20 protein-coding genes are annotated in these 19,012 nt (G+C 40.7%); 10 read left to right on the top strand and 10 right to left on the bottom strand.

Annotation, left to right across the window (positions count from 1 at the left end; translation table 11 throughout):
- Positions 1-48: 48 nt before the first annotated feature.
- Complete coding sequence (metA, locus tag BN997_RS10335; RefSeq protein WP_042532005.1) at positions 49-963, bottom strand: homoserine O-acetyltransferase MetA; 915 nt, start codon at positions 961-963, stop codon at positions 49-51.
- A 345-nt stretch (positions 964-1,308) separates the two neighbouring features.
- Between metA and BN997_RS10330 the strand changes: the two genes are divergently transcribed.
- Positions 1,309-2,907: a catalase gene (locus BN997_RS10330; protein WP_042532002.1), complete on the top strand. Its 1,599-nt coding sequence runs from the start codon at positions 1,309-1,311 to the stop codon at positions 2,905-2,907.
- A gap of 47 nt (positions 2,908-2,954) precedes the next feature.
- Here BN997_RS10330 and BN997_RS10325 read toward each other — a convergent pair whose 3' ends face one another.
- Both BN997_RS10325 and BN997_RS10320 read right to left on the bottom strand, forming a co-directional pair.
- Positions 2,955-3,449, bottom strand: a complete 495-nt coding sequence (locus tag BN997_RS10325; RefSeq protein WP_042532000.1) for an SRPBCC family protein — start codon at positions 3,447-3,449, stop codon at positions 2,955-2,957.
- 89 nt (positions 3,450-3,538) lie between these two features.
- Positions 3,539-4,144 carry a TetR/AcrR family transcriptional regulator gene (locus BN997_RS10320; protein ID WP_042531999.1) on the bottom strand — a complete coding sequence of 202 codons (606 nt, stop codon included), beginning with the start codon at positions 4,142-4,144 and terminating at the stop codon, positions 3,539-3,541.
- A gap of 171 nt (positions 4,145-4,315) precedes the next feature.
- Here BN997_RS10320 and BN997_RS10315 point away from each other — a divergent pair, with 171 nt between their 5' ends.
- Positions 4,316-6,022 carry an FAD-dependent oxidoreductase gene (locus BN997_RS10315; RefSeq protein WP_042531997.1) on the top strand — a complete coding sequence of 569 codons (1,707 nt, stop codon included), beginning with the start codon at positions 4,316-4,318 and terminating at the stop codon, positions 6,020-6,022.
- A 482-nt stretch (positions 6,023-6,504) separates the two neighbouring features.
- On the opposite strand, the gene aroD is transcribed toward BN997_RS10315, so the two are convergent.
- The 4 genes from aroD to BN997_RS22905 are packed head-to-tail and all read right to left on the bottom strand — an operon-like array spanning position 6,505 to position 8,383.
- A complete protein-coding gene (gene aroD, locus BN997_RS10310; RefSeq protein ID WP_042531995.1) occupies positions 6,505-7,275 on the bottom strand; it encodes a type I 3-dehydroquinate dehydratase in 771 nt (256 codons plus the stop codon).
- Between the two features lie 41 nt (positions 7,276-7,316).
- The gene (locus tag BN997_RS22910) at positions 7,317-7,679 is read right to left on the bottom strand and encodes a hypothetical protein (protein WP_042531992.1); all 363 of its coding nucleotides are present in this window, start codon (positions 7,677-7,679) and stop codon (positions 7,317-7,319) included.
- 34 nt (positions 7,680-7,713) lie between these two features.
- Entirely contained in the window at positions 7,714-7,881 is a 168-nt protein-coding gene (locus BN997_RS23180) for a hypothetical protein (RefSeq protein WP_175297032.1), read from the bottom strand.
- Entirely contained in the window at positions 7,853-8,383 is a 531-nt protein-coding gene (locus BN997_RS22905) for an MFS transporter (RefSeq protein WP_175297031.1), read from the bottom strand. The genes BN997_RS23180 and BN997_RS22905 overlap by 29 nt, the downstream gene beginning before the upstream one ends.
- A 467-nt stretch (positions 8,384-8,850) precedes the next feature.
- Between BN997_RS22905 and BN997_RS10295 the strand changes: the two genes are divergently transcribed.
- The 5 genes from BN997_RS10295 to BN997_RS10275 are packed head-to-tail and all read left to right on the top strand — an operon-like array spanning position 8,851 to position 12,411.
- A complete protein-coding gene (locus BN997_RS10295) occupies positions 8,851-9,729 on the top strand; it encodes an ATP-binding cassette domain-containing protein (RefSeq protein WP_042531990.1) in 879 nt (292 codons plus the stop codon).
- On the top strand, positions 9,726-10,421 hold the full coding sequence (locus BN997_RS10290; protein ID WP_042531988.1) for a hypothetical protein: 696 nt from the start codon (positions 9,726-9,728) through the stop codon (positions 10,419-10,421). Before BN997_RS10295 ends, BN997_RS10290 begins: the two co-directional genes overlap by 4 nt.
- A gap of 30 nt (positions 10,422-10,451) precedes the next feature.
- The gene (locus BN997_RS10285; RefSeq protein WP_042531986.1) at positions 10,452-10,829 is read left to right on the top strand and encodes a GntR family transcriptional regulator; all 378 of its coding nucleotides are present in this window, start codon (positions 10,452-10,454) and stop codon (positions 10,827-10,829) included.
- A complete protein-coding gene (locus BN997_RS10280) occupies positions 10,826-11,707 on the top strand; it encodes an ATP-binding cassette domain-containing protein (RefSeq protein WP_042531984.1) in 882 nt (293 codons plus the stop codon). The genes BN997_RS10285 and BN997_RS10280 overlap by 4 nt, the downstream gene beginning before the upstream one ends.
- The gene (locus tag BN997_RS10275; protein ID WP_052484977.1) at positions 11,704-12,411 is read left to right on the top strand and encodes a hypothetical protein; all 708 of its coding nucleotides are present in this window, start codon (positions 11,704-11,706) and stop codon (positions 12,409-12,411) included. The genes BN997_RS10280 and BN997_RS10275 overlap by 4 nt, the downstream gene beginning before the upstream one ends.
- Before the next feature lie 76 nt (positions 12,412-12,487).
- Here BN997_RS10275 and BN997_RS10270 read toward each other — a convergent pair whose 3' ends face one another.
- Positions 12,488-14,221, bottom strand: coding sequence for an ABC transporter ATP-binding protein (locus tag BN997_RS10270; RefSeq protein WP_042531982.1), 1,734 nt, complete (start codon positions 14,219-14,221; stop codon positions 12,488-12,490).
- Positions 14,222-15,034 (bottom strand): MerR family transcriptional regulator, encoded by an 813-nt coding sequence (locus BN997_RS10265; protein ID WP_042531980.1) that lies wholly within the window; start codon positions 15,032-15,034, stop codon positions 14,222-14,224.
- A gap of 385 nt (positions 15,035-15,419) precedes the next feature.
- Between BN997_RS10265 and BN997_RS10260 the strand changes: the two genes are divergently transcribed.
- From BN997_RS10260 to BN997_RS10250, 3 genes are read left to right on the top strand one after another with little or no spacing between them, the layout of a single operon-like run.
- Positions 15,420-15,872 (top strand): helix-turn-helix transcriptional regulator, encoded by a 453-nt coding sequence (locus BN997_RS10260; RefSeq protein ID WP_139089064.1) that lies wholly within the window; start codon positions 15,420-15,422, stop codon positions 15,870-15,872.
- Complete coding sequence (locus BN997_RS10255; RefSeq protein ID WP_042531976.1) at positions 15,869-16,786, top strand: ABC transporter ATP-binding protein; 918 nt, start codon at positions 15,869-15,871, stop codon at positions 16,784-16,786. Before BN997_RS10260 ends, BN997_RS10255 begins: the two co-directional genes overlap by 4 nt.
- Positions 16,786-17,571 carry an ABC transporter permease gene (locus BN997_RS10250; protein WP_042531974.1) on the top strand — a complete coding sequence of 262 codons (786 nt, stop codon included), beginning with the start codon at positions 16,786-16,788 and terminating at the stop codon, positions 17,569-17,571. Before BN997_RS10255 ends, BN997_RS10250 begins: the two co-directional genes overlap by 1 nt.
- Before the next feature lie 137 nt (positions 17,572-17,708).
- Here BN997_RS10250 and BN997_RS10245 read toward each other — a convergent pair whose 3' ends face one another.
- The gene (locus tag BN997_RS10245; protein ID WP_042531972.1) at positions 17,709-18,920 is read right to left on the bottom strand and encodes an MFS transporter; all 1,212 of its coding nucleotides are present in this window, start codon (positions 18,918-18,920) and stop codon (positions 17,709-17,711) included.
- Between the last annotated feature and the right edge of the window lie 92 nt (positions 18,921-19,012).

Genomic DNA, 19,012 nt, shown 5'->3' with positions numbered 1-19,012 from the left:
AAAGGACCAGACGCATCCAGTCCCTTCTCTGCTTCATTCAATCTATTTTTACTCTTCTCCCCATACATAAGGGGTTTCTTGATACACATAATAATTCAGCCAGTTGGAAAACAGCAGGCTGGAGTGACTCTTCCAACGATGCTTCGGCTGTTTTTCCGGATCATTATTGGGATAATAATTTTCCGGCATAGCTGTATCGATTCCTCGTGCATGGTCTCTTTCATATTCTTCCTTCAATGTGTTTGCCATGTATTCTAAATGCCCGGTTGCCATAATATGCTTTCCATCCTTAGAAGCAAGTAAAAAGACTCCTGCGTCATCGGATACAGCAATCAGCTGCAGTTCAGGATGATTTTCGATTTCTTCCAAAGAAACCGTTGTATAGCGGGAATGCGGGGCTAAGAATACTTCATCAAACCCTCTTACCAGGCGTTCTTTTGGTGTTAACACATCATGTTCAAAAATCCCAAAGCATTTTTTCGGAAGCGGATGCTTATCAATGCCATAATGATGATATAAAGCAGCCTGTGCTCCCCAGCAAATATGCAGGGTGGATGTCACATGATCATTCGTCCAGTCCATAATTTCCTGCAGTTCCTCCCAATAATCCACATCGGTAAAAGACAGATGCTCTACCGGGGAGCCCGTAATAATCATACCGTCAAATGTTTTATCCCGTACCTCCTCAAAGGTCTTATAAAAAGTATCCAGATGATTCTGGTTTGTTGTTTTTGATTCATGTGAAGCCATTCGTAAAAAAGAAATGCGCACCTGTAACGGTGTATTTCCTAAATATCTTAACAATTGCGTTTCTGTTTTTTGCTTTTCCGGCATTAAATTAAGAATAAGAATACTAAGCGGACGAATTTCCTGTGCATCCGCGCGCTGTTCATCCATCACAAATATATTTTCCTCTTCCAGAATTTCTTTTGCAGGCAACTCTCTCGGAATTTTAATCGGCATTGTCTGACCTCCACTTTTTAAGCTTAACTTATTTCAAACGTTCTATTATCAATATGGAATATAACCGTACTGAATGTACAGCTTTTCCAAATTATTTGTCTATTTCTATTGTAATAGCTGGCAAGAAAAGTTCAAGTCCTCTCCCTTATTTTCCTTTAGAAAATCAAAAATGAATTGGATTTGAAAACATCAGGAGGAGCATTTTGTTCTTTTTGAAAATAGTCCAAACTCCCTTACGCTGCATTTTTTCCATCTCAGATAATAATCCTCCAAAGATACGATTAATTTTATTTGGATTGGCAATGCTAATGAGAAGAAATTTATAATGGAAATGAGGATAAATCTATGGCTGATAAAGAAAAATCCACGCACCAAACCAACATGGAAAATGATAAAACCTTAACTACCCGTCAAGGGCATCCGGTAACCAACAACCAAAATATCCGGACCGTCGGCAATCGTGGTCCTGGAACGCTGGAAAACTATGATTTCATTGAAAAAATTAGTCATTTTGACCGTGAAAAAGTTCCAGAACGTATTGTTCACGCACGAGGCGCAGGAGCGCACGGCTATTTTGAAACCTATGGAACGGTCGGTGATGATCCGGTTTCCAAGTACACCAGAGCAAAAGTTTTTCAGGATAAAGGGAAGCAGACCCCTGTATTCGTCCGCTTTTCAACAGTGGTACACGGCAACCATTCGCCGGAAACCGTTCGTGATCCGCGTGGTTTTGCAGTCAAATTTTACACAGAGGATGGCAACTGGGATCTGGTCGGCAACAATATAAAAATATTCTTTATTCGTGATGCAATGAAGTTCCCGGATATGATTCACGCTTTCCGTCCAGATCCCGTAACAAATATTCAGGATTCCGAGCGTTTCTTTGATTTTTGTTCCAATTCTCCAGAGTCCTTTCATATGGTGACCTTTATTTACTCCCCATGGGGCATTCCTGCCAACTACCGCATGATGCAGGGATCTGGTGTAAACACCTATAAATGGGTCAATGAAGCAGGTGAAGCAGTGCTGGTCAAATATCATTGGGAGCCGAAGCAAGGGATTAAAAATTTAACCGCCAAAGAAGCAGCGGAAATTCAAGGTGAAAATTTCAACCATGCGACACAGGATTTATATGACAGCATTGAAAATGGAGATTATCCAGAATGGGAGCTGCTGGTGCAAATCATGTCAGACGATGATCACCCGGAGCTTGATTTTGACCCGTTGGATGATACCAAACTATGGCCAGAGGATAAATTCCCATGGCTGCCAGTCGGGAAAATGGTATTAAATAAAAATCCGGAGAATTATTTCACCGAGGTAGAGCAGGCGTCATTCGGCACCGGTGTATTAGTTGACGGACTGGACTTTTCGGACGATAAAATGCTTCAGGGACGGACCTTCTCTTATTCAGACACACAGCGCTATCGTGTCGGAGCGAACTATTTGCAAGTGCCAATCAACGCAGCGAAAAAACGAGTGGCAACCAATCAGGAAGGCGGACAATTACGTCAGGAAAATGATAAAGCCCCGGGACAAAACCCGCATATCAATTACGAGCCGTCTGTACTCGGCGGTCTGGAGGAAGCAGAGCAGACCGGAAAAGAATATAAACCTTTTGTAGAGGGTCATCTTGTACGCGAATCCATTGACCGCAATGATAATACAAAACAGGCAGGCGAAACCTTCCGTCAGTTTGAAGACTGGGAAAAAGATGAATTATTGTCCAATCTGATTGGCGATTTATCGACCTGTGACAAGCGTATTCAAGATAAAATGATTGCACTCGCAGAAGATGCAGATGAAGAATATGGACGCCGCCTGCGAAAAGGATTAGAACAGGCGAAAAAGCATGGCACCAGTCAAAATCCATTAGGAGCAACGGATGCCGAGCAGGCTCCGAAGCACGCAGAAGAGTTAGGACATGACGCCGACCCTTATTAAAATAAAACAACAGTACCTCGACAATTTCAGTTTGAGGCACTGTTGTTTTATTTCTCTTCATTCAAAAATGGATTAATCTTTTTTTGATATGCTTTATAATGTGCTTCCCATGATTCCTTTGGAAAATCCATTGGTTTCCCTTCCAGCGCTGCCTGGAACATCTCTAAACATACCTGCCATCCGGCTAAATCCTTCGGGATATGATCGTTCAGATCCGGAACATATTCCTTTAATAAAAGAACACATTCATTTTCTACTGGCTCCAGTTCAAACCGGACAGAACCGTCTCCCCATTCAAATTGCCAATAGGACTGCGCCTGAAAATCTAGAATAGCAATCTCAAAGGAGTTACCTGTTCCATCATTCATATTGAATTTCATTGTTCCGTTTTTACGCAGGTCTACCACTTCTAAGTTCGGCATCCACTGCTGCAGTTTATCATTTTGTGTTAATGTGCTCCACACTGCTTCAACAGAGCTTTTAAATCTTCGTTCAAAGGTTGCTAAATAGCCTTTTTCTGTTTTTTCTACAATGGCTAACATCTATTTTCCTCCAGTAACTAAGTATTAATTCAACTTGTATATATTATAACCGTTTTCCAGCTGTCTAACGATATGCTTCACTCATTTCATCAGGAATCCCCAGTAATAAATGATTCCGCCGGATAGTAATTGATTATTTTACAAAGCTGATTTGCCATATAATCCGGCGATTGTTCAAAATCGTTTTTAATCCAATCTAAAATAATGCCTAAAATCCCATAAGCGTAAAACGAGGTATACATATTATTATCCAGCCCATCATGACACGGGGTAATCAGATTAATATCCTGTTTGAAAAATTGCGTGATAGATTCCAAAAAAGTTTCATAGAATCCTGGAATATCCTCAAATTCCTTCCAAAGCCCATAAAAATGCTTGTTTTCGAGAATATGGTTAAAAATAACAATCTCTGAAGGAGCTAAGGAACTTAAGTGAATATAGTTATTTTTCTTATAAGGAATGCTGAAGGCTTGAATAAGCCCATTTGTCTGGTCCGTGATTATTTCCTTCACTAAATCTGCCTTTTGATTATAATGCCGATAAAAAGTAGCCCGGTTATAATCCGCATAATCAACGATATCTGTCACTGTTATTTGCTCATAATGCTTTTGCTGCATCAATTCAAGCAGCGCATGCTTCAGTAATTTTTTCGTTCTTCTTACCCGCCTGTCCATTATCATATCCTTCGTAACCACACAAACCACCCCAAATCCTTTTTGTTTTTAAACATATTGCAGCAATCTGTTGTTTATGTGTACAGACCATAATATATTACTGATTGAAAGCGCTTTATTAAAAATTTATACTTAGGTTAACTCGTACTTATAGCTTATCATAATTTTAAGATTGATTGGGAGGTCATAACATTGGAAAATCAGTGGAATGAGCAATATGATGTCGTTGTTGTGGGTTCAGGCGCTGGCGGATTAACAGCTGCTTTAACAGCTTGCTTGCGCGGATTATCAGTAATTGTCATTGAAAAAACTGCACTATTTGGCGGCTCCACTTCCAAATCCGGCGGAACCATCTGGATTCCCAACAACCTTTATCTGGAGGAGGCCGGGGTGAAGGACACGTATGAACAGGCAAAATCGTATCTAGATGCTACTGTCGGAGACCGCGTTCCAGATGTATTAAAATCGGCTTATCTGCAAAAAGGACCCGAAATGGTAAAGTATCTGCATGAGAATACAGCACATTTCCGGTGGGAATACACTCCTAAATACTCCGATTATTATCCTGAATCACCTGGAGGTTTAGCATCTGGGAGAGCCGTAGAAGCTCAGCTTTTTGACCTTCGCAATTTAGGAGATGATTTGAAATATTTACGTACTTCCGGCTTGCCAACAAAAGGGATGGTACTAAAATCAAGTGAATTCCACAAAGTAAATATGATCATGAGAACGTGGATTGGAAAAGTAAAGGCAATGAAAGTAGGAATGCGCCTAATTCGCACACTCCTTTCCGGGTATAAACCTACTACCTTAGGAGAAGCTGTTGTTGCCCGCCTGTATACCTCGCTCAAAGAGGCTGGCGGGGAAGTTTGGCTTAACACCCCATTTAAAGATTTGATTTATGAAAATAATCGCGTTACAGGGGTTATCGCCGAAAGAGATGGAAAGGAACTCAACATTCAGGCCCGGGAAGGTGTGGTTTTTGCTTCTGGCGGGTTTTCCCATAGTCCGGATTTACGGGAGAAATATTTACCGCAGCCTTCCAATACGGAATGGACACTGTCAGCTGAAGAGCAGACAGGTGATATTATTGCAGCAGGAGTCGAACTGGGCGGACAATTGGATTTAATGGATAAAATGTGGGGAACTCCTACATCAGCACCACCTGGAGCACCTGCATTTATGCCGGTCGCTGAACGCGCCACGCCCGGCTTGATTATCGTCAACAGCAATGGCGACCGCTATATCAACGAATCAGTTCCGTACCATGAATTTGTTGATCAAATGTATGAAAATAATCATGAAAAGAGCTCCACGATACCATCATGGATGATTTTTGATCAACGGGTGAAGAATCGTTATCTGGTATTCGGAATCATGCCGTTACAGCCGCTTCCTAAAGAATGGTTTGAGACAGGATATGCCAAAAAAGCAAAAACTCCGGAGGTATTAGCCGAGCAGATCAATGTGTCTCCAGAGAAGCTGGCTAATACCATTTCCAGATTTAATACATTTGCAGCCAATGGGCAGGACGAGGATTTTGGACGCGGGAATAGTGCTTATGACAGATATTATGGTGACCCGACACTGGATAACCCTAACCTTGCTCCGCTGAACAAAGCACCATACTATGCAATCCCAATCTACCCGGGCGATATTGGCACCAAAGGCGGTTTGGTCATTGATGCAGCAGCCAGAGTCGTCAGAAAAGATGGCAGACCAATTACAGGATTATATGCTACTGGAAATTGCACCGCTTCTGTCATGGGAGAAACCTATCCCGGACCTGGCGCAACGATTGGGGCATCGATGGTATTTGGTTATGCGGCTGCAGTGGATATAGCTGAAAATATGGGAAAGCAAGACAGCCAAATCCCTAAAGTAACCATGACAGTTTAAGTGTATTTCTGATTTCAAGATGCAGATACAAGATTTTTTGAAAGGTATCCTAACTGAATTACAGTCTAATGTAAAAAGAGGATTCCGATTTACAGATTGCTAAATCGACATCCTCTTTTTTCCTGTATTTCATTCTACTTCATCTCTCCCTTCAAACGAGCAGCGGAAGTTTTCCAGATCTTTTCTTTCTTCTTTTTTGGTTTATTTTTACAAAGCTTCCCTGACTTCCTTACATCCTCCATCCGATAATCAATATGACTTTTCATAGACTCATACGTAAAAAACATGGGATAAATCAGCTCCTGAGAATAAGTTATTTGATACATTTATTGTATCGGCTTACCCTCTCCCGCACATCGGGTCGGTGACTGATTTATCCCTTGAAATTTCCGCTGCTTCAGATGGAAGAAAAACTCCGACTTCCGGCTGAGGGCAGATCCATCCTTCTCAAATTCACGTAGATCTACCTTTCATTAAACCAGTTAGCTTACATCCATCGATTTCTCAATTACCTCCAACACCTGTCGCAGTTCCTGAACTGGAACCTGCCCGGGTGCTGAAGTTCTTTCCCCTGCCCCAAAGGTTAAAACAGATCCGAAAACCTGGCCGGACAGCCGGCTGATTACACCAAGCGGCCCCATCGCCATTGTAATCATGGGCTTCGTGGTATATTCTTTCATCTCATTAGTTGCTGTGAGCAGCTCTAAAACATCCGCAGTCTGATTCGGCATCACGGCAATTTTTAAGATATCACCGCCAAGCTCCTCTGCCCATTTTAAACGGCGGACAATTTCCGATTTAGGCGGTGTTTTTTGAAAATCATGATTGGAAACAATCACATATGTATGCTGCTGATGCGCTGCAGAAATCAGATTTTTAACTGCATCCTCTCCCTGATACAATTCCACATCTACCAAATCTGCAAGCCCTGTCTGGATCACAAATTGATTCAGAGCGATATAATCCGCCTTGGAAATCTTCTTCTCTCCTCCCTCTTGATGGCTTCGGAAGGTAAAAATAAGCGGAATTCCCTTTAAAACTGCCGTTAAATCTTTTAACATCTGTTCCACTGCTGTATGATTTTCCACTTCTTCAAATATATCGGCACGCCATTCAACAACATCTGCTCCTTCTTGCTGATAACGCTCCACCTCTTCCATAAGTGCTGCTTTGTTAGAAGATGTTAAAGGAATACAAATACTTGGTTTCCCCTCTCCTAAGGTTACGTTTCTAATTGTTAATGCTTCTGTCATCATACAACCTCCATTCTTTATTAATTAAAAACCCGATTCTATCACGCAAGATAGTTATCTTTTTTCTTCCCAAAAAAGTGAAAAACTCCCCATGCTCCTCCTACAAATAACATAACCATACTTGAAAGATAAAATACGGCAGAAATTCCATTTAAATCAATAATAATAAATGACAGTAAAGGACCAATTGCTGCGCCTAAATCAACAGCTACTGTATGCAGCGTCATCATCTTAACAGGATTTGTTTTAGCTGCAGCATCTCCTGCCAAAGTATCTGTTATCGTTATAAAATCGTTGTTATCACTTGAAAAAACATGATGATGATTAACAAAGAAATAAAAGATTCCACACTGCCTAACATTAAAAAAGCAGCGCTGCCAAGGAATAATGGAATAAGAATCCAATGATACTTTTGCTTTTGTTTATCGACAAAGCTTCCTATAACAGGGGCAAAAAAGGATCCCAAGCCCAGCGAACTGCTTGAATGATTCCAGCCAGTGTTGCTGCCCCGATAACCATGCCAAATACGGACCAATGCAGATGATACGACTGTTCAATCAAGGGGCTCAAGGTAGAGTTAAAAATACCCATGGTAATATAACCCATCGTTCCTCCGGTAATAATGATGAGAATAATATATGGCTAGACGTATCGATTGCTTCTCCTTTTCCGGCACATGACGATTTACAGCAACCGTATCTTTCTCTGCAGTCGTATTGTTTTTAGGCACCAGTTTGAAGATAAAAGGAAAAACCGCCACAGCTGCCAGCGCAAACAATGTCGTCACAAAAGATATCGGCAACTGATCTGCTAAAAACCCTCCTGCCAGCATACCGGCTAAACCTCCTAATCCCCACAAACCATTATACAATCCCATATACTTTCCTCTCGTTTGTTCCGTAGAAAACGATACAACGGTAAGCATCCCACCCAGCTTCACAAATGACCAGGCGATTCCCCATAAAATTCTGGCAAGCAGAAGGAGCCAAAATCCTTGAAATTGGCCATAGAAGAACGTGCTTAATGCTGCAAAAACCACAGAAATCAATACACCCGAACGGATATCGAACTTGTTGTAAAATATTCCTACAAATGGGGTAATCGGCAAACGGACAAAACGATTAATAGATAACAGGACACCGATTTGCCAAATAGCTGTTAATCCAAAATCCTGTCAGTGTAAGGGCAAGACGATAAAAAGCATGGCATCCCCCAGCAGCGTGATTGCTGTAATCAGGGCAATCCCGATAACTTTTCCTTTATCACTCATGCAAATTGCCCGCTAAGATTAAATGACAGCGACCTTTTTTCATCATCCGTCCCTCCTGCCTTTCTTTTAACATTTCTGCTTCTTATATGTTTAACTTATATTCCAATATATCATAAGTTCCAAAAAAATTTCTTTGTAAATTTATTATTTTTAGAAAAGCCTCGTTTCGTTTTATCGAAGCCTATTTTTCAGAAAGATTTCTATATTTTATTGACAACTAACTGTAACACTGTTATGGTTATACACATAAGTATATAACCATAACACAGTATGACTTAACTATTAATTTATAAAGGAGAATGTATATGGCTTATCCCATTGAAGTACGCCATTTAACGGTACATTATAAGAAATACAAAGCGTTAGAAGATGTAAGCTTCACGCTGTCTCCAGGGAAAGTTCACGGAATACTGGGAAGAAACGGAGCCGGAAAAACAACCCTGTTAACATATCTTGCTTCTTTCCACAAGGTAAAGCGGGGCACGATTGTCATTGACGGCGAAGACCCTTTTGAAAATGAACGAATTTTGCAGGGAACATCTTTTATTTATGATAAAGATAATACCTATGACTACGATAAAATCGCTAAAATACTCAAGGGTATGCTTTATTTCCGTCCGAATTTTGACGAAGCTTATGCCAAAGATTTAGCAGCTAAGTTTAACATTCCGATGGATAAAAGTGCCGACCAATTATCCAAAGGGCAGTATTCCGCTCTACAGGTTACCATTGGCCTGGCAAGCAGAACGCCGCTCACCATTTTTGATGAAGCCTATCTCGGAATGGATGCGCCGGCAAGAGAGTTATTTTATAAAGAAATCTTATTAGAACAGGAGAGACATCCGCGTACAATTTTATTTTCCACCCACCTTGTTTCCGAAATGGAGTACCTTTTTGATGAAGTGCTTATTATCGATAACGGGAAGGTTTTATTGCAGGAAACAAGTGAGCAGCTTCTGGAAAAAGGCTTCTCTATTACAGGGCCTGAAGAAGATGTCGATTCATTTACAGAAACATTGGAAGTGATTCATGAGAAGTCGCTCGGCGGCACTAAATCTGTAATGGTGTATGGAACGTTGACAGAACAAGAACAGCGGGAAGCGGCTGAGCTTGGCTTAGAGGTTGGTACATTATCTTTAAATAATCTATTTATTCATTTGACAAAGGAAGGTGAGGAAACATGAAACAATCTCAATTAGGCTGGTCTTTATTCGTAGAACAGCTAAAATGGGCAGCTTGGTTTTTTGGTATTATGATTATTTTGACGATTGGAATTACGGCATCAACTCAATGGGGTTTCTTGGATAATCTCGATGTCAGCAATACAACTTCGAATGTATTTTTGTTGATTATCGGATTGCTTTATTCTTATGGTTTTTTAGACTACTACTTTAAATTGGGAATCTCCCGGAAAAAGTTCTTTAAAGCTTCCTTATTCGCGTCCGTGTTGCTTTCCGTTATTTTAGCTTTTGCCATGAGTCTCATGATTGGTTTATTTGAGACACTTGTTCCAGCTTTAGGCTTTACTGTCCCATGGTCAGATTTATTGAGCAGCGGCGGCGTATTATCTTTTATAAAAAGTATAGCCGATTATTCTGTCAGTCATTTTTTCTATCTTTTAATTGGCTGGTTTATGGGGCTTGGTTTTTATCGTTTTCGCTGGAAGATTGGATTATTGTTTATCCTTCTTTCCTTTCCATTTTTCGGCGTATCCGCATTGTTGCAGGATCAGGATGACATTGCACATACGATTAACTTTTTCACCTCTAACTCGCTCATTATCAGTATGGGACCCTATGTTATTTTCTTTATCATGATAGTCATTTTAATTATCTGTAACTACCGTCTGACCAAGGACGCACCAATTCGATTATAAAACCCTGCCAGAAAGGAGGCTATACACACGATGTCTACACAATTTCGAAGTGATAAACCTATCTTTGTTCAAGTTCGTGAACAGATTGAAGACCAGATAGTTAATAATCAGCTAAAGGAAGGTGAACAGGCTCCTTCCACCAATCAGCTGGTTCAATTTTACAAAATTAATCACGCCACCATCTCCAAAGGCGTCACACAGCTTGTAGATGAAGGCATTCTATACAAAAAGCGAGGTGTCGGCATGTTTGTCGCAGAAGGAGCAAAACAAAAACTCGTTCAAAAACGGAAGCAGGCGTTTATGAATGATTACGTTATCGGTTTAGTCCAGGAGGCAGAAAAGCTTCTTATCACTGAGGACGAAATTATTGATTTAATCAAAAAAGCAAGAAAGGGGGATAAAGCATGAGTTATGCCATCGAAGCAAAGGATGTCAGTGTACGTTATAAAAATTTCACCGCCATCGATCAAGTCAGTTTTCAGCTGGAATCGGGAAAAATCCATGGTTTGCTAGGTAGAAACGGAGCGGGAAAAACCTCCTTATTATCGGTTCTATCCGCTTTTCGAAAAACAGATACAGGCAATCTTATCATCGACGGCGAAGACCCTTTTGAAAACCCAAGAATCATGCAGGACACGATTTTCATATTTGATCAGCACAAGGATTTGGAATACAGCTATGATAAGGTTGGGGAAACATTAAAGGAAATGGCTTACTTTCGTCCAAATTTTGATGAAACCCTTGCCCTTCAGTTAGCTGAAAAGTTCAAGCTTCCTTTAAATAAAAAAGTGAATCAGCTGTCAAAAGGAAAAAAATCAGCATTTCAGGCTATTATCGGTTTAGCGTCTAGAGCTCCTCTAACTATTTTTGATGAAGCTTATCTCGGTATGGATGCGCCGACAAGAGAAACTTTTTATAATGAAATTTTAAATGATCAGGAAAAGCATCCAAGAACGATTATCTTTTCAACCCATCTCGTTTCGGAAACCGATTATCTTTTTGATGAGGTGCTGATGATTCATAACGGAAAGGTTTTATTGCAGGATACCAATGAGCAGGTTATTTCCAAAGGATTCTCCATTACTGGTTCATTGGAGCAGGTGGATGATTTCACAAAAGAATTAGAAGTCTTAAACAGTCAGCTCCTTGGCGGAACAAAATCTGTCATGGTATACGGCGAACTCTCTGAACAGCAGAAAAATGCAGCAAATCAAGCCGGGCTGGACATCGGTCCCCTCTCTCTTCATGATTTGTTTGTGCATTTGACAAAGGAGGAAAAGGAATGAGTGCGATTATCTTATCACCTGCAACAATGGCTAGATTCTTATTTATGGAACAATTGAAATGGACCATGTGGTTTCTTTCCTTTATGTTTGTAATTTATATTGTTGTCGTCAGCTTTGCTTCTGGCCCCCATTCCAGTTTTATTGATTTGGTAAACTTTTCTAATGGGTCATCATCTATTTATATGTTCGTCCTTGGCATTCTGACAACATCCTCCTTCTTTTATTATTACATGCAGCAGGGAATAACCAGGAAAAATTTCTTTCTCGGTACGATGTTATCATCTGTTCTGCTCTCTATTGCCATAACGATCACCCTGGTTGTGTCAGGCTTTATCCTTCAATTCATTTCTGGGTGGGCAGGCTGGAATATCCATACACAGGAATTTGATTATACAAGCAGCTTTTCCGCATTCCTTTATGTCTTTGGCAGCCTGGTTATGTTGCACCTTATTTACTTTTTAATCGGCTGGATGATAGGTCTGACTTTCTATCGTTCAGGCTGGCGATATGGACTGCTCTCTATTGCATGCAGCATTCTTATTATCGCAATAGCAGGCATTTTTATAGAGGCCACTCATTTTTCCTTTTTCACAAATATCATCACGGTGCCGACGTTTATAGCGATGCCAGTGAGTATTGTATTAATTGTTCTGCTTCTTGGCGTTAATTATCGTTTGATTAAAGATATCACGATAAAAATATGATTTGGTACCTGTTTAAATACAGCACTAAAAAGAACAGCGCATTTCTTCGATGAAGAACTATGCGCTGCTCTTTTTTCTATTTCAACTGCTGTTCCGCAAAAGAACGATACAGTTCATGTGACTCCAGTAATTCCTGATGTGTTCCTTTCCCGGTAATCTCTCCATTTTCAATAAAGATAATTTGATCCGCATCAATTATCGTTGCTAAACGATGGGCAATCACAAATGTCGTTCTTCCCTCCATTAATCGCTGCAGGGCTTTTTGAACCACCTGCTCCGATTGACTGTCGAGACTTGCCGTTGCTTCATCAAGCAATAAAATCTTCGGATCACGTAAGAAGGCTCTGGCAATATTAATACGCTGGCGTTGTCCGCCGGATAATTTCGTACCGCGCTCGCCGACTTGCGTGTCCATTCCATTTGGCAGCTCTTGAATAAATTGTGCGGCATAAGCCATTTCCGCAACGGCCCAAAGCTTTTCATCAGCAATTTCTTCTGCATCTTCCAGGCCATAGGTTAAATTATCTCGAATCGTACCAGACATCATCGAGCTTTCCTGGGACACATATCCGAGCTGGGAACGCCAGGACGCCAATGAAATATCCTGAATTGATTCGCCGCCAAGCAGGATAGCTCCCTCATTGGGCTTATAATAGCGTTCAATCAGACCAAATACAGTAGTTTTTCCTCCGCCGCTCGGCCCGGCAAATGCCACCATTTCTCCTGGTGCCGCAGAAAATGATAAGTTGTTTAAAACCTGCTCGCCCGCTTCATACGAAAAGCTCACTTCTTCAAATGCCAGCGGAAGCTCGCTAATTTGTTTTGCAGAACCAGGCAATACTTCTTCCTCTTCTTCCCGTAAAATTTCTGAAATTCGTTCCGTAGCACCTTTTGCCTTTTGTAATTCTGTAAAGAACATCGCAAAGGTTGTAATAGGAAAGACAATCTGGAATAAATACAAGAGAAATGCGACAAGCGATCCCGTTGTCATCGTTCCCTGCTCCACGCGAATACCGCCGTAGCCGATAATCATCACGATGACAAGCATCACAACCATATACATAAACGGTGCAATGACTGAGAATATCTTCGCTTCTTTCAAGCCTGTCTGCAATAGCTTAAAAATCCCCTGTAACCCCCGCGTTTCTTCCTTCTGTTCCGCCGTGGAAGATTTCATCAGTTTGATTTCACTGACGGTCTGCTGGATCTCTCCTTGAAAATTAGCTGTTTGATCCTGCAGACTCCGGGATACTTTTGCCATCTTATTCCCAAGCGGCAGCATTACAATCAGCGTAATCGGGACAGCGATAAACATGATCAATGTCATTTTCCAGTCCATAAACAGCAGGATAATGACCGCTCCAATAATGGAAATCAGACCGGAAATAAATTGCGGAAAATGCTGAGAAACCAAATCCTTTACAATTCCCGTGTCATTGATTACACGACTGACGGACTCCCCGCTCGGCTGCTTTTGAAAATAAGAAACCGGCAGGCGAATCAGCTTTTTCCATAATATTTCTCTGAGTCTTGCCACTACTTTTTGCCCGACATAAGCTAGTGCATAAGCTGACAGCCCATCCACCAGCGCATGTACGATAAATACGCCGATGATCAGAACAATAAAGCGCCAGTCTAAATCGGCAATGGAAAATCCGTCCACGAGCTCTCTGGTCAACAGCGGAATGGTCAGCCCTACCAGTGTCGTCAGCACACTTCCAATTAACCCTAAAATTAATACAAGCTTCGGTATCCTAGTAGATAGTAACAGCTTGATAAAATTACTTGATGATTGTTTCGATGCTTTCATTTAATTCTCTCCTTCTTCCTCATCCCATAATGGACCCATATAATCTATTATCATTTGCTGCAGCCAAGCTTCTTCCTCTTCTGTGATTGGTGTCGGGACAAGACGCTCTATCTCTTGAATATACGTATTTATGCGTTCTTCATTCTCTTTGTCCCCCATATCCAAGGAAAAGATATCCGCAAGTTCTTTCAACGAATTCACATCCGTTACCTCCATGATAAAGCGGTAAAAATCATCCAGCATTTGTTGGACTTCAGGATGATTTGCCGGTTTTCCACAATGTTTCCTGACTCGTTTGTAAAATGTCAGTAATCTTTGTTCAAAGAGCATTTTCACCTTCGCTGTCTGCGGAAACATTTTCTTTATAATATCATCCTTAATAATTCCTTTAGCCAGCTCTTCCTGCTTTCTCTCATTTTGCATACTTGCCAGTAAGCTGATGAGAACAGCCTGATCCACTTCTTTTTCATTTTCCAGAAGATGCACCGTGCGCTGGATGGCCTCCAAAGCAATATCAATCTGTTCCCTATCCTTGATCAGCTTCGATTCCTGCAGCCTTAACGTGTCGATAAAGCTTAAATCGAACGTATCTGGCTGCATATGATGCTTGATGTCATCCAAGCTCATCCCTAAAAATTTCATCGTCATGATTTTATGCAGCTGGATCATATCCTCTTTTTCATAAATACGATGACCTCTATATTCATCCCGTTTTGGCTTTAATATATCCTTCTCATCATAATAATGCAGTGTCCGCACAGATACGCCTGTTGATTTAGCAAATTCGCTGATGGAGAATGTTTCGTTTTTCATTTCCGCTCTAATCTCCTCTCACTTGATAGCTCTATCATACCACCTCACGTAACGTCAGGCGCAAGCATAAAATAAAACTTCATTCAGTGGGAATTTTTGCTTTTCTCCCGCTGAATGAACCTGAATGATTCAGGGAGCTAGCTTACCTGATCTCCCGCCTATATAAATTTATTTTTACGCTTTATTTTGAGGCGGGAGTTTTACGGACGATTCTCCGTGATAAATTTTTTATTATAAAGAATTGGCGGGAAAACTGCTCGAGAAGGAAGTTCGTTTTATTTATAATACGCAACTAACGTTAACATAAATCGTTACCCTGCGTTGGTTGTTTCCTTTTCGTTAACGGGTAAAATAGAAGTATACCCAAACGAAAGGGATGCATGAAATGAATAAAATCACTTTATCACGAAATCTTTCTTTTTTAAGAAGAGAAAATAATTACTCTCAAGAAGAATTAGCAGAAAGAATTGGCGTTACCAGACAATCCATTGCGAAATGGGAAAATGGAGAATCTTTACCCGATATTATCAATTGCGATGCGCTTGCCTCTTTATTCGATGTTTCTTTGGACAATTTCATTCATTACGATCAAAAAGACAACGGCTTTCCCATCCCTCCGAAGGGGAAGCATATGTTTAATACAACCCCTTTAGAGAAGGATGGTTATGTCAAATTACCGAAAAAGGCTTTGGATATGGTTCGCATGCAGGAAGGCGACCAGTTTATGGTGTTAGGCGATGAAAATCCAGAAAGTATTGGCATCGCCTTAGTCCCGGCAGACTTTTTTACCACCATGGCAGCTGGCATTTTGAATCGTACAGAGGATACTAAAAAATGACGAAATATATTCTGGAAGCAAAAAATATCTCCAAAGCCTATAACAGCTTTCAAGCATTGGAAAATGTATCAATATCCTTGGAGAAAGGGAAAATCTATGGATTGATTGGTCAAAACGGAGCCGGTAAAACAACATTTATGCGGATTATTACCGGCCTTTCCTTCCCTACTTCAGGAGAGCTATATCTCTTTGGTCAATCCAGCCCAAAAGCATTGCTGAGCGGCCGGAAACAAATGGGGAGTATGATTGAGAACCCGAGTATTCTCGGGCATATGAGCGCAAAAGATAATCTCCGTGTCCACAAAACGATGAAAGGAATAAAAGATGAAAATGCGGAACAGCGTGTGCTCGATATTGTTGGATTAGCGTCCACTGGCAAAAAGAAAGCAAAAGATTTTTCCTTAGGGATGCGCCAGCGCTTAGGCATCGCTATCACATTGCTAGGCAATCCAGAGATATTGATGCTTGATGAGCCGATTAATGGTCTCGATCCAAGCGGCATTGCTGAGGTTAGACAGTTAATAAAGGAACTAGCAATGAAATACCAAATGACGATTCTGCTATCAAGCCATCATTTAGCCGAGCTTCATCAAACTGCGGATGAATTTATTATTGTAAACGAAGGGAAAATCCTGAAAACACTCAGCCATGACAAATTAGACCAACAAATCGATAAGCATCTTCTAATTGCTTGCAACGAACCGGAAAAGTTGCAAAAGGTGCTGAGAGAATCGCTTCATACAGAGAATTTTATCTTGCAGCCTGATCAAAGCATTAAATTATATGACTTCACGGATAAAAAAGAGGAGCTGTCCAAATCCCTGATAGAACATGATATTATCATTACCACTTTTACAACACAGGAAGAAACGTTAGAAAGCTATTACCTCCAATTAATAGGAGGTGTAAGCTGATGCAGCTGTTAAAAGCCGATTTCTTTAAATTAAGCCGGTCGATTTCACCATGGGCACTATTTCTTTTAGCTCTTATCAGTGCCATTATTTTTGCTGCCTGCTCCCATTATGTTGCGACAGACAGCTTAAGCATAGAAACTGCGTCCGGCAGCTTGTCTTTATTTTCCGAAACGCAGATGATGGCATTATTAGGAAGTATTGCAGCAGGAATTTGCCTGACGACTGATTTTGAAAATAAAATCATCGAAAATGCCGTTTCTGGCGGACATAGCAGGAACGCGATTATTATCAATAAAATGATTTCCTTTTTTATTTTAATTGCATTATTATATCTGCCTTACGCTGCCATTACACTTCTCTTTGCTTTTACAGATGCAGCATTCAGCGGCTTTCTCCCCACACCGGCCTTAAACATATTATCTGGAGCAGCAGAACAGATATCAACAGCCGGTTTATTCGGGAAAATCTTATTGATAAACGGCTTATCCCTCTTTATTTTTATCAGCCAGCTGATGGTCAGCATCTTCTTTATGTTCCTGTTTAAAAAGGCTGTTCTTGTTATCACTGCTACGTATATGACAAGCTTGATTCTTGGACCAGTCTCCAGTTTGAATGAAACCATTCATTCCGTAATGGCTTATACTCCTTATGGAATTGATTTATCTCAGCTGACATTTCACATGAGTAGTAAATTTATCGGGGAAAGCTTTCTTATCAGTTTCGTATTTATCCTTGTTTTCTATCTGGCGAGTTTTCTTATCTTTCGGAAAGCAGAAGTAAAATGACGTTACTATTTTATCTGCAATCTTTTCATATTTGTTTTCTAGAAATCCGGACATCTGCTTTGTCCGGATTTTTTAAATGGAGCTTTTTCTATTTTCTGAGTGCTTTTGCAATACTGGAATCTATTAAACACGATGCTTTATCTGCCGGAAACCGAAGTTGATTTCTTCATTCTTTTCTGCACCATTGTTACAATGACTAAATAAGCCACAGGCAATATCCCCGCCAGCCAAACAATGGCATGCCAGCCCGCTTGATTCCAAACAGGGCCTACTGCCGTACTTCCGAATGCTACGCCGATATAATAGGAGACAAGGTATAAGCTGGATGCACTTCCTTTATGGTGTGCTGCCTGCTCAGTTACGAAGGTTGCCGTTAAAGAATGCGCTGTAAAAAAGCCGAGACAGATCACACATAAACCGGCAATGATCCAAGGCAATGAGACAATGCCTGTCATCAAAATACCTGCGGACAGGACAATAATTCCCGCAATACGAACTCTGTTCAATCCTAAAGAGCTGGCAAGCCAGCCGGCAATCGGCGCGCCGACGACTCCAAATCCATATGCCAGAAATGTATACGAAATAGCCTGCGACGAAAGAGAAAATGGCTCTCCTTCCAAATAAAACGGCAAATAAGTCCATACGGAAGTAAACGAAACCTGAAAAATAATTCCCATACCAAAAAACAAGAGCATTACCGGACTTTTGATATGAAAAAGCATCCCTTCAATATCTTTTTGGAACGGAAGATAACTGCGTTCAAAAAATTGCGATTTAGGCAGAAAGAGGATTACTGCTATTGCAATTATCAGCCCTATCCCTGCAAAGATATAAAATATCGTCTGCCAGGCTTGCTCTTCAGCTAAAAAACTCGCCAAAAATCTGCCGACCATTCCTCCAAAGGCATTACTTGCTATGTATAAAGCTGTTGCAATTCCAATACTCGAACGGTCAATTTCTTCATTGATATAAGCAAGTGATGCTGCAGGCAGACCCGCCATAGCAAATCCTTGGATAAATCGCATCAGAATGAAAAAAGTAAAGGAATCAGTCATCGGAATCAATAGAAATGGAATAATCGAAATAATTAAGGAACATTTGATAAGCGGGACCCTGCCGATTCGGTCAGAATAAAACCCAAGAATAATTAACCCGAGAATCAATCCAAATACATTCACAGACAAAGGTAACGTGGCTTCTGACACAGACACATCAAAATCTCTGACAAACAATGGGGCTAACGGCTGCACCACATAAAGACTAGCAAATATAAAAAAAGAAGCCGCAGCTAAGCATAAGGTGATTTTCCAAAAGTAGAAATCTTTTTTATTGTACTTTCGCTTTTCCATTCCATAACACTCCCTATATTTTATTATACTAGGAAAATGGAAATATTCACCCTATTTCAAATGAAATATTTATTGAATATTTTTGTATAAGA

The sequence above is a fragment of the Oceanobacillus oncorhynchi genome, assembly GCF_000821065.1.
Taxonomy (GTDB): domain Bacteria; phylum Bacillota; class Bacilli; order Bacillales; family Amphibacillaceae; genus Oceanobacillus; species Oceanobacillus oncorhynchi.
This window is presented reverse-complemented; position numbering and strand designations above follow the sequence as displayed.

What these genes read in the sequence shown, in the direction of transcription:
- metA (WP_042532005.1), bottom strand. Translation starts at nt 963, where the DNA reads ATGCCGATTAAAATTCCGAGAGAGTTGCCTGCAAAAGAAATTCTGGAA.
- BN997_RS10330 (WP_042532002.1), top strand. Translation starts at nt 1,309, where the DNA reads ATGGCTGATAAAGAAAAATCCACGCACCAAACCAACATGGAAAATGAT.
- BN997_RS10325 (WP_042532000.1), bottom strand. Translation starts at nt 3,449, where the DNA reads ATGTTAGCCATTGTAGAAAAAACAGAAAAAGGCTATTTAGCAACCTTT.
- aroD (WP_042531995.1), bottom strand. Translation starts at nt 7,275, where the DNA reads ATGACAGAAGCATTAACAATTAGAAACGTAACCTTAGGAGAGGGGAAA.
- BN997_RS23180 (WP_175297032.1), bottom strand. Translation starts at nt 7,881, where the DNA reads ATGGGTTATATTACCATGGGTATTTTTAACTCTACCTTGAGCCCCTTG.
- BN997_RS10295 (WP_042531990.1), top strand. Translation starts at nt 8,851, where the DNA reads ATGGCTTATCCCATTGAAGTACGCCATTTAACGGTACATTATAAGAAA.
- BN997_RS10290 (WP_042531988.1), top strand. Translation starts at nt 9,726, where the DNA reads ATGAAACAATCTCAATTAGGCTGGTCTTTATTCGTAGAACAGCTAAAA.
- BN997_RS10285 (WP_042531986.1), top strand. Translation starts at nt 10,452, where the DNA reads ATGTCTACACAATTTCGAAGTGATAAACCTATCTTTGTTCAAGTTCGT.
- BN997_RS10280 (WP_042531984.1), top strand. Translation starts at nt 10,826, where the DNA reads ATGAGTTATGCCATCGAAGCAAAGGATGTCAGTGTACGTTATAAAAAT.
- BN997_RS10275 (WP_052484977.1), top strand. Translation starts at nt 11,704, where the DNA reads ATGAGTGCGATTATCTTATCACCTGCAACAATGGCTAGATTCTTATTT.
- BN997_RS10270 (WP_042531982.1), bottom strand. Translation starts at nt 14,221, where the DNA reads ATGAAAGCATCGAAACAATCATCAAGTAATTTTATCAAGCTGTTACTA.
- BN997_RS10265 (WP_042531980.1), bottom strand. Translation starts at nt 15,034, where the DNA reads ATGAAAAACGAAACATTCTCCATCAGCGAATTTGCTAAATCAACAGGC.
- BN997_RS10260 (WP_139089064.1), top strand. Translation starts at nt 15,420, where the DNA reads ATGAATAAAATCACTTTATCACGAAATCTTTCTTTTTTAAGAAGAGAA.
- BN997_RS10255 (WP_042531976.1), top strand. Translation starts at nt 15,869, where the DNA reads ATGACGAAATATATTCTGGAAGCAAAAAATATCTCCAAAGCCTATAAC.
- BN997_RS10250 (WP_042531974.1), top strand. Translation starts at nt 16,786, where the DNA reads ATGCAGCTGTTAAAAGCCGATTTCTTTAAATTAAGCCGGTCGATTTCA.
- BN997_RS10245 (WP_042531972.1), bottom strand. Translation starts at nt 18,920, where the DNA reads ATGGAAAAGCGAAAGTACAATAAAAAAGATTTCTACTTTTGGAAAATC.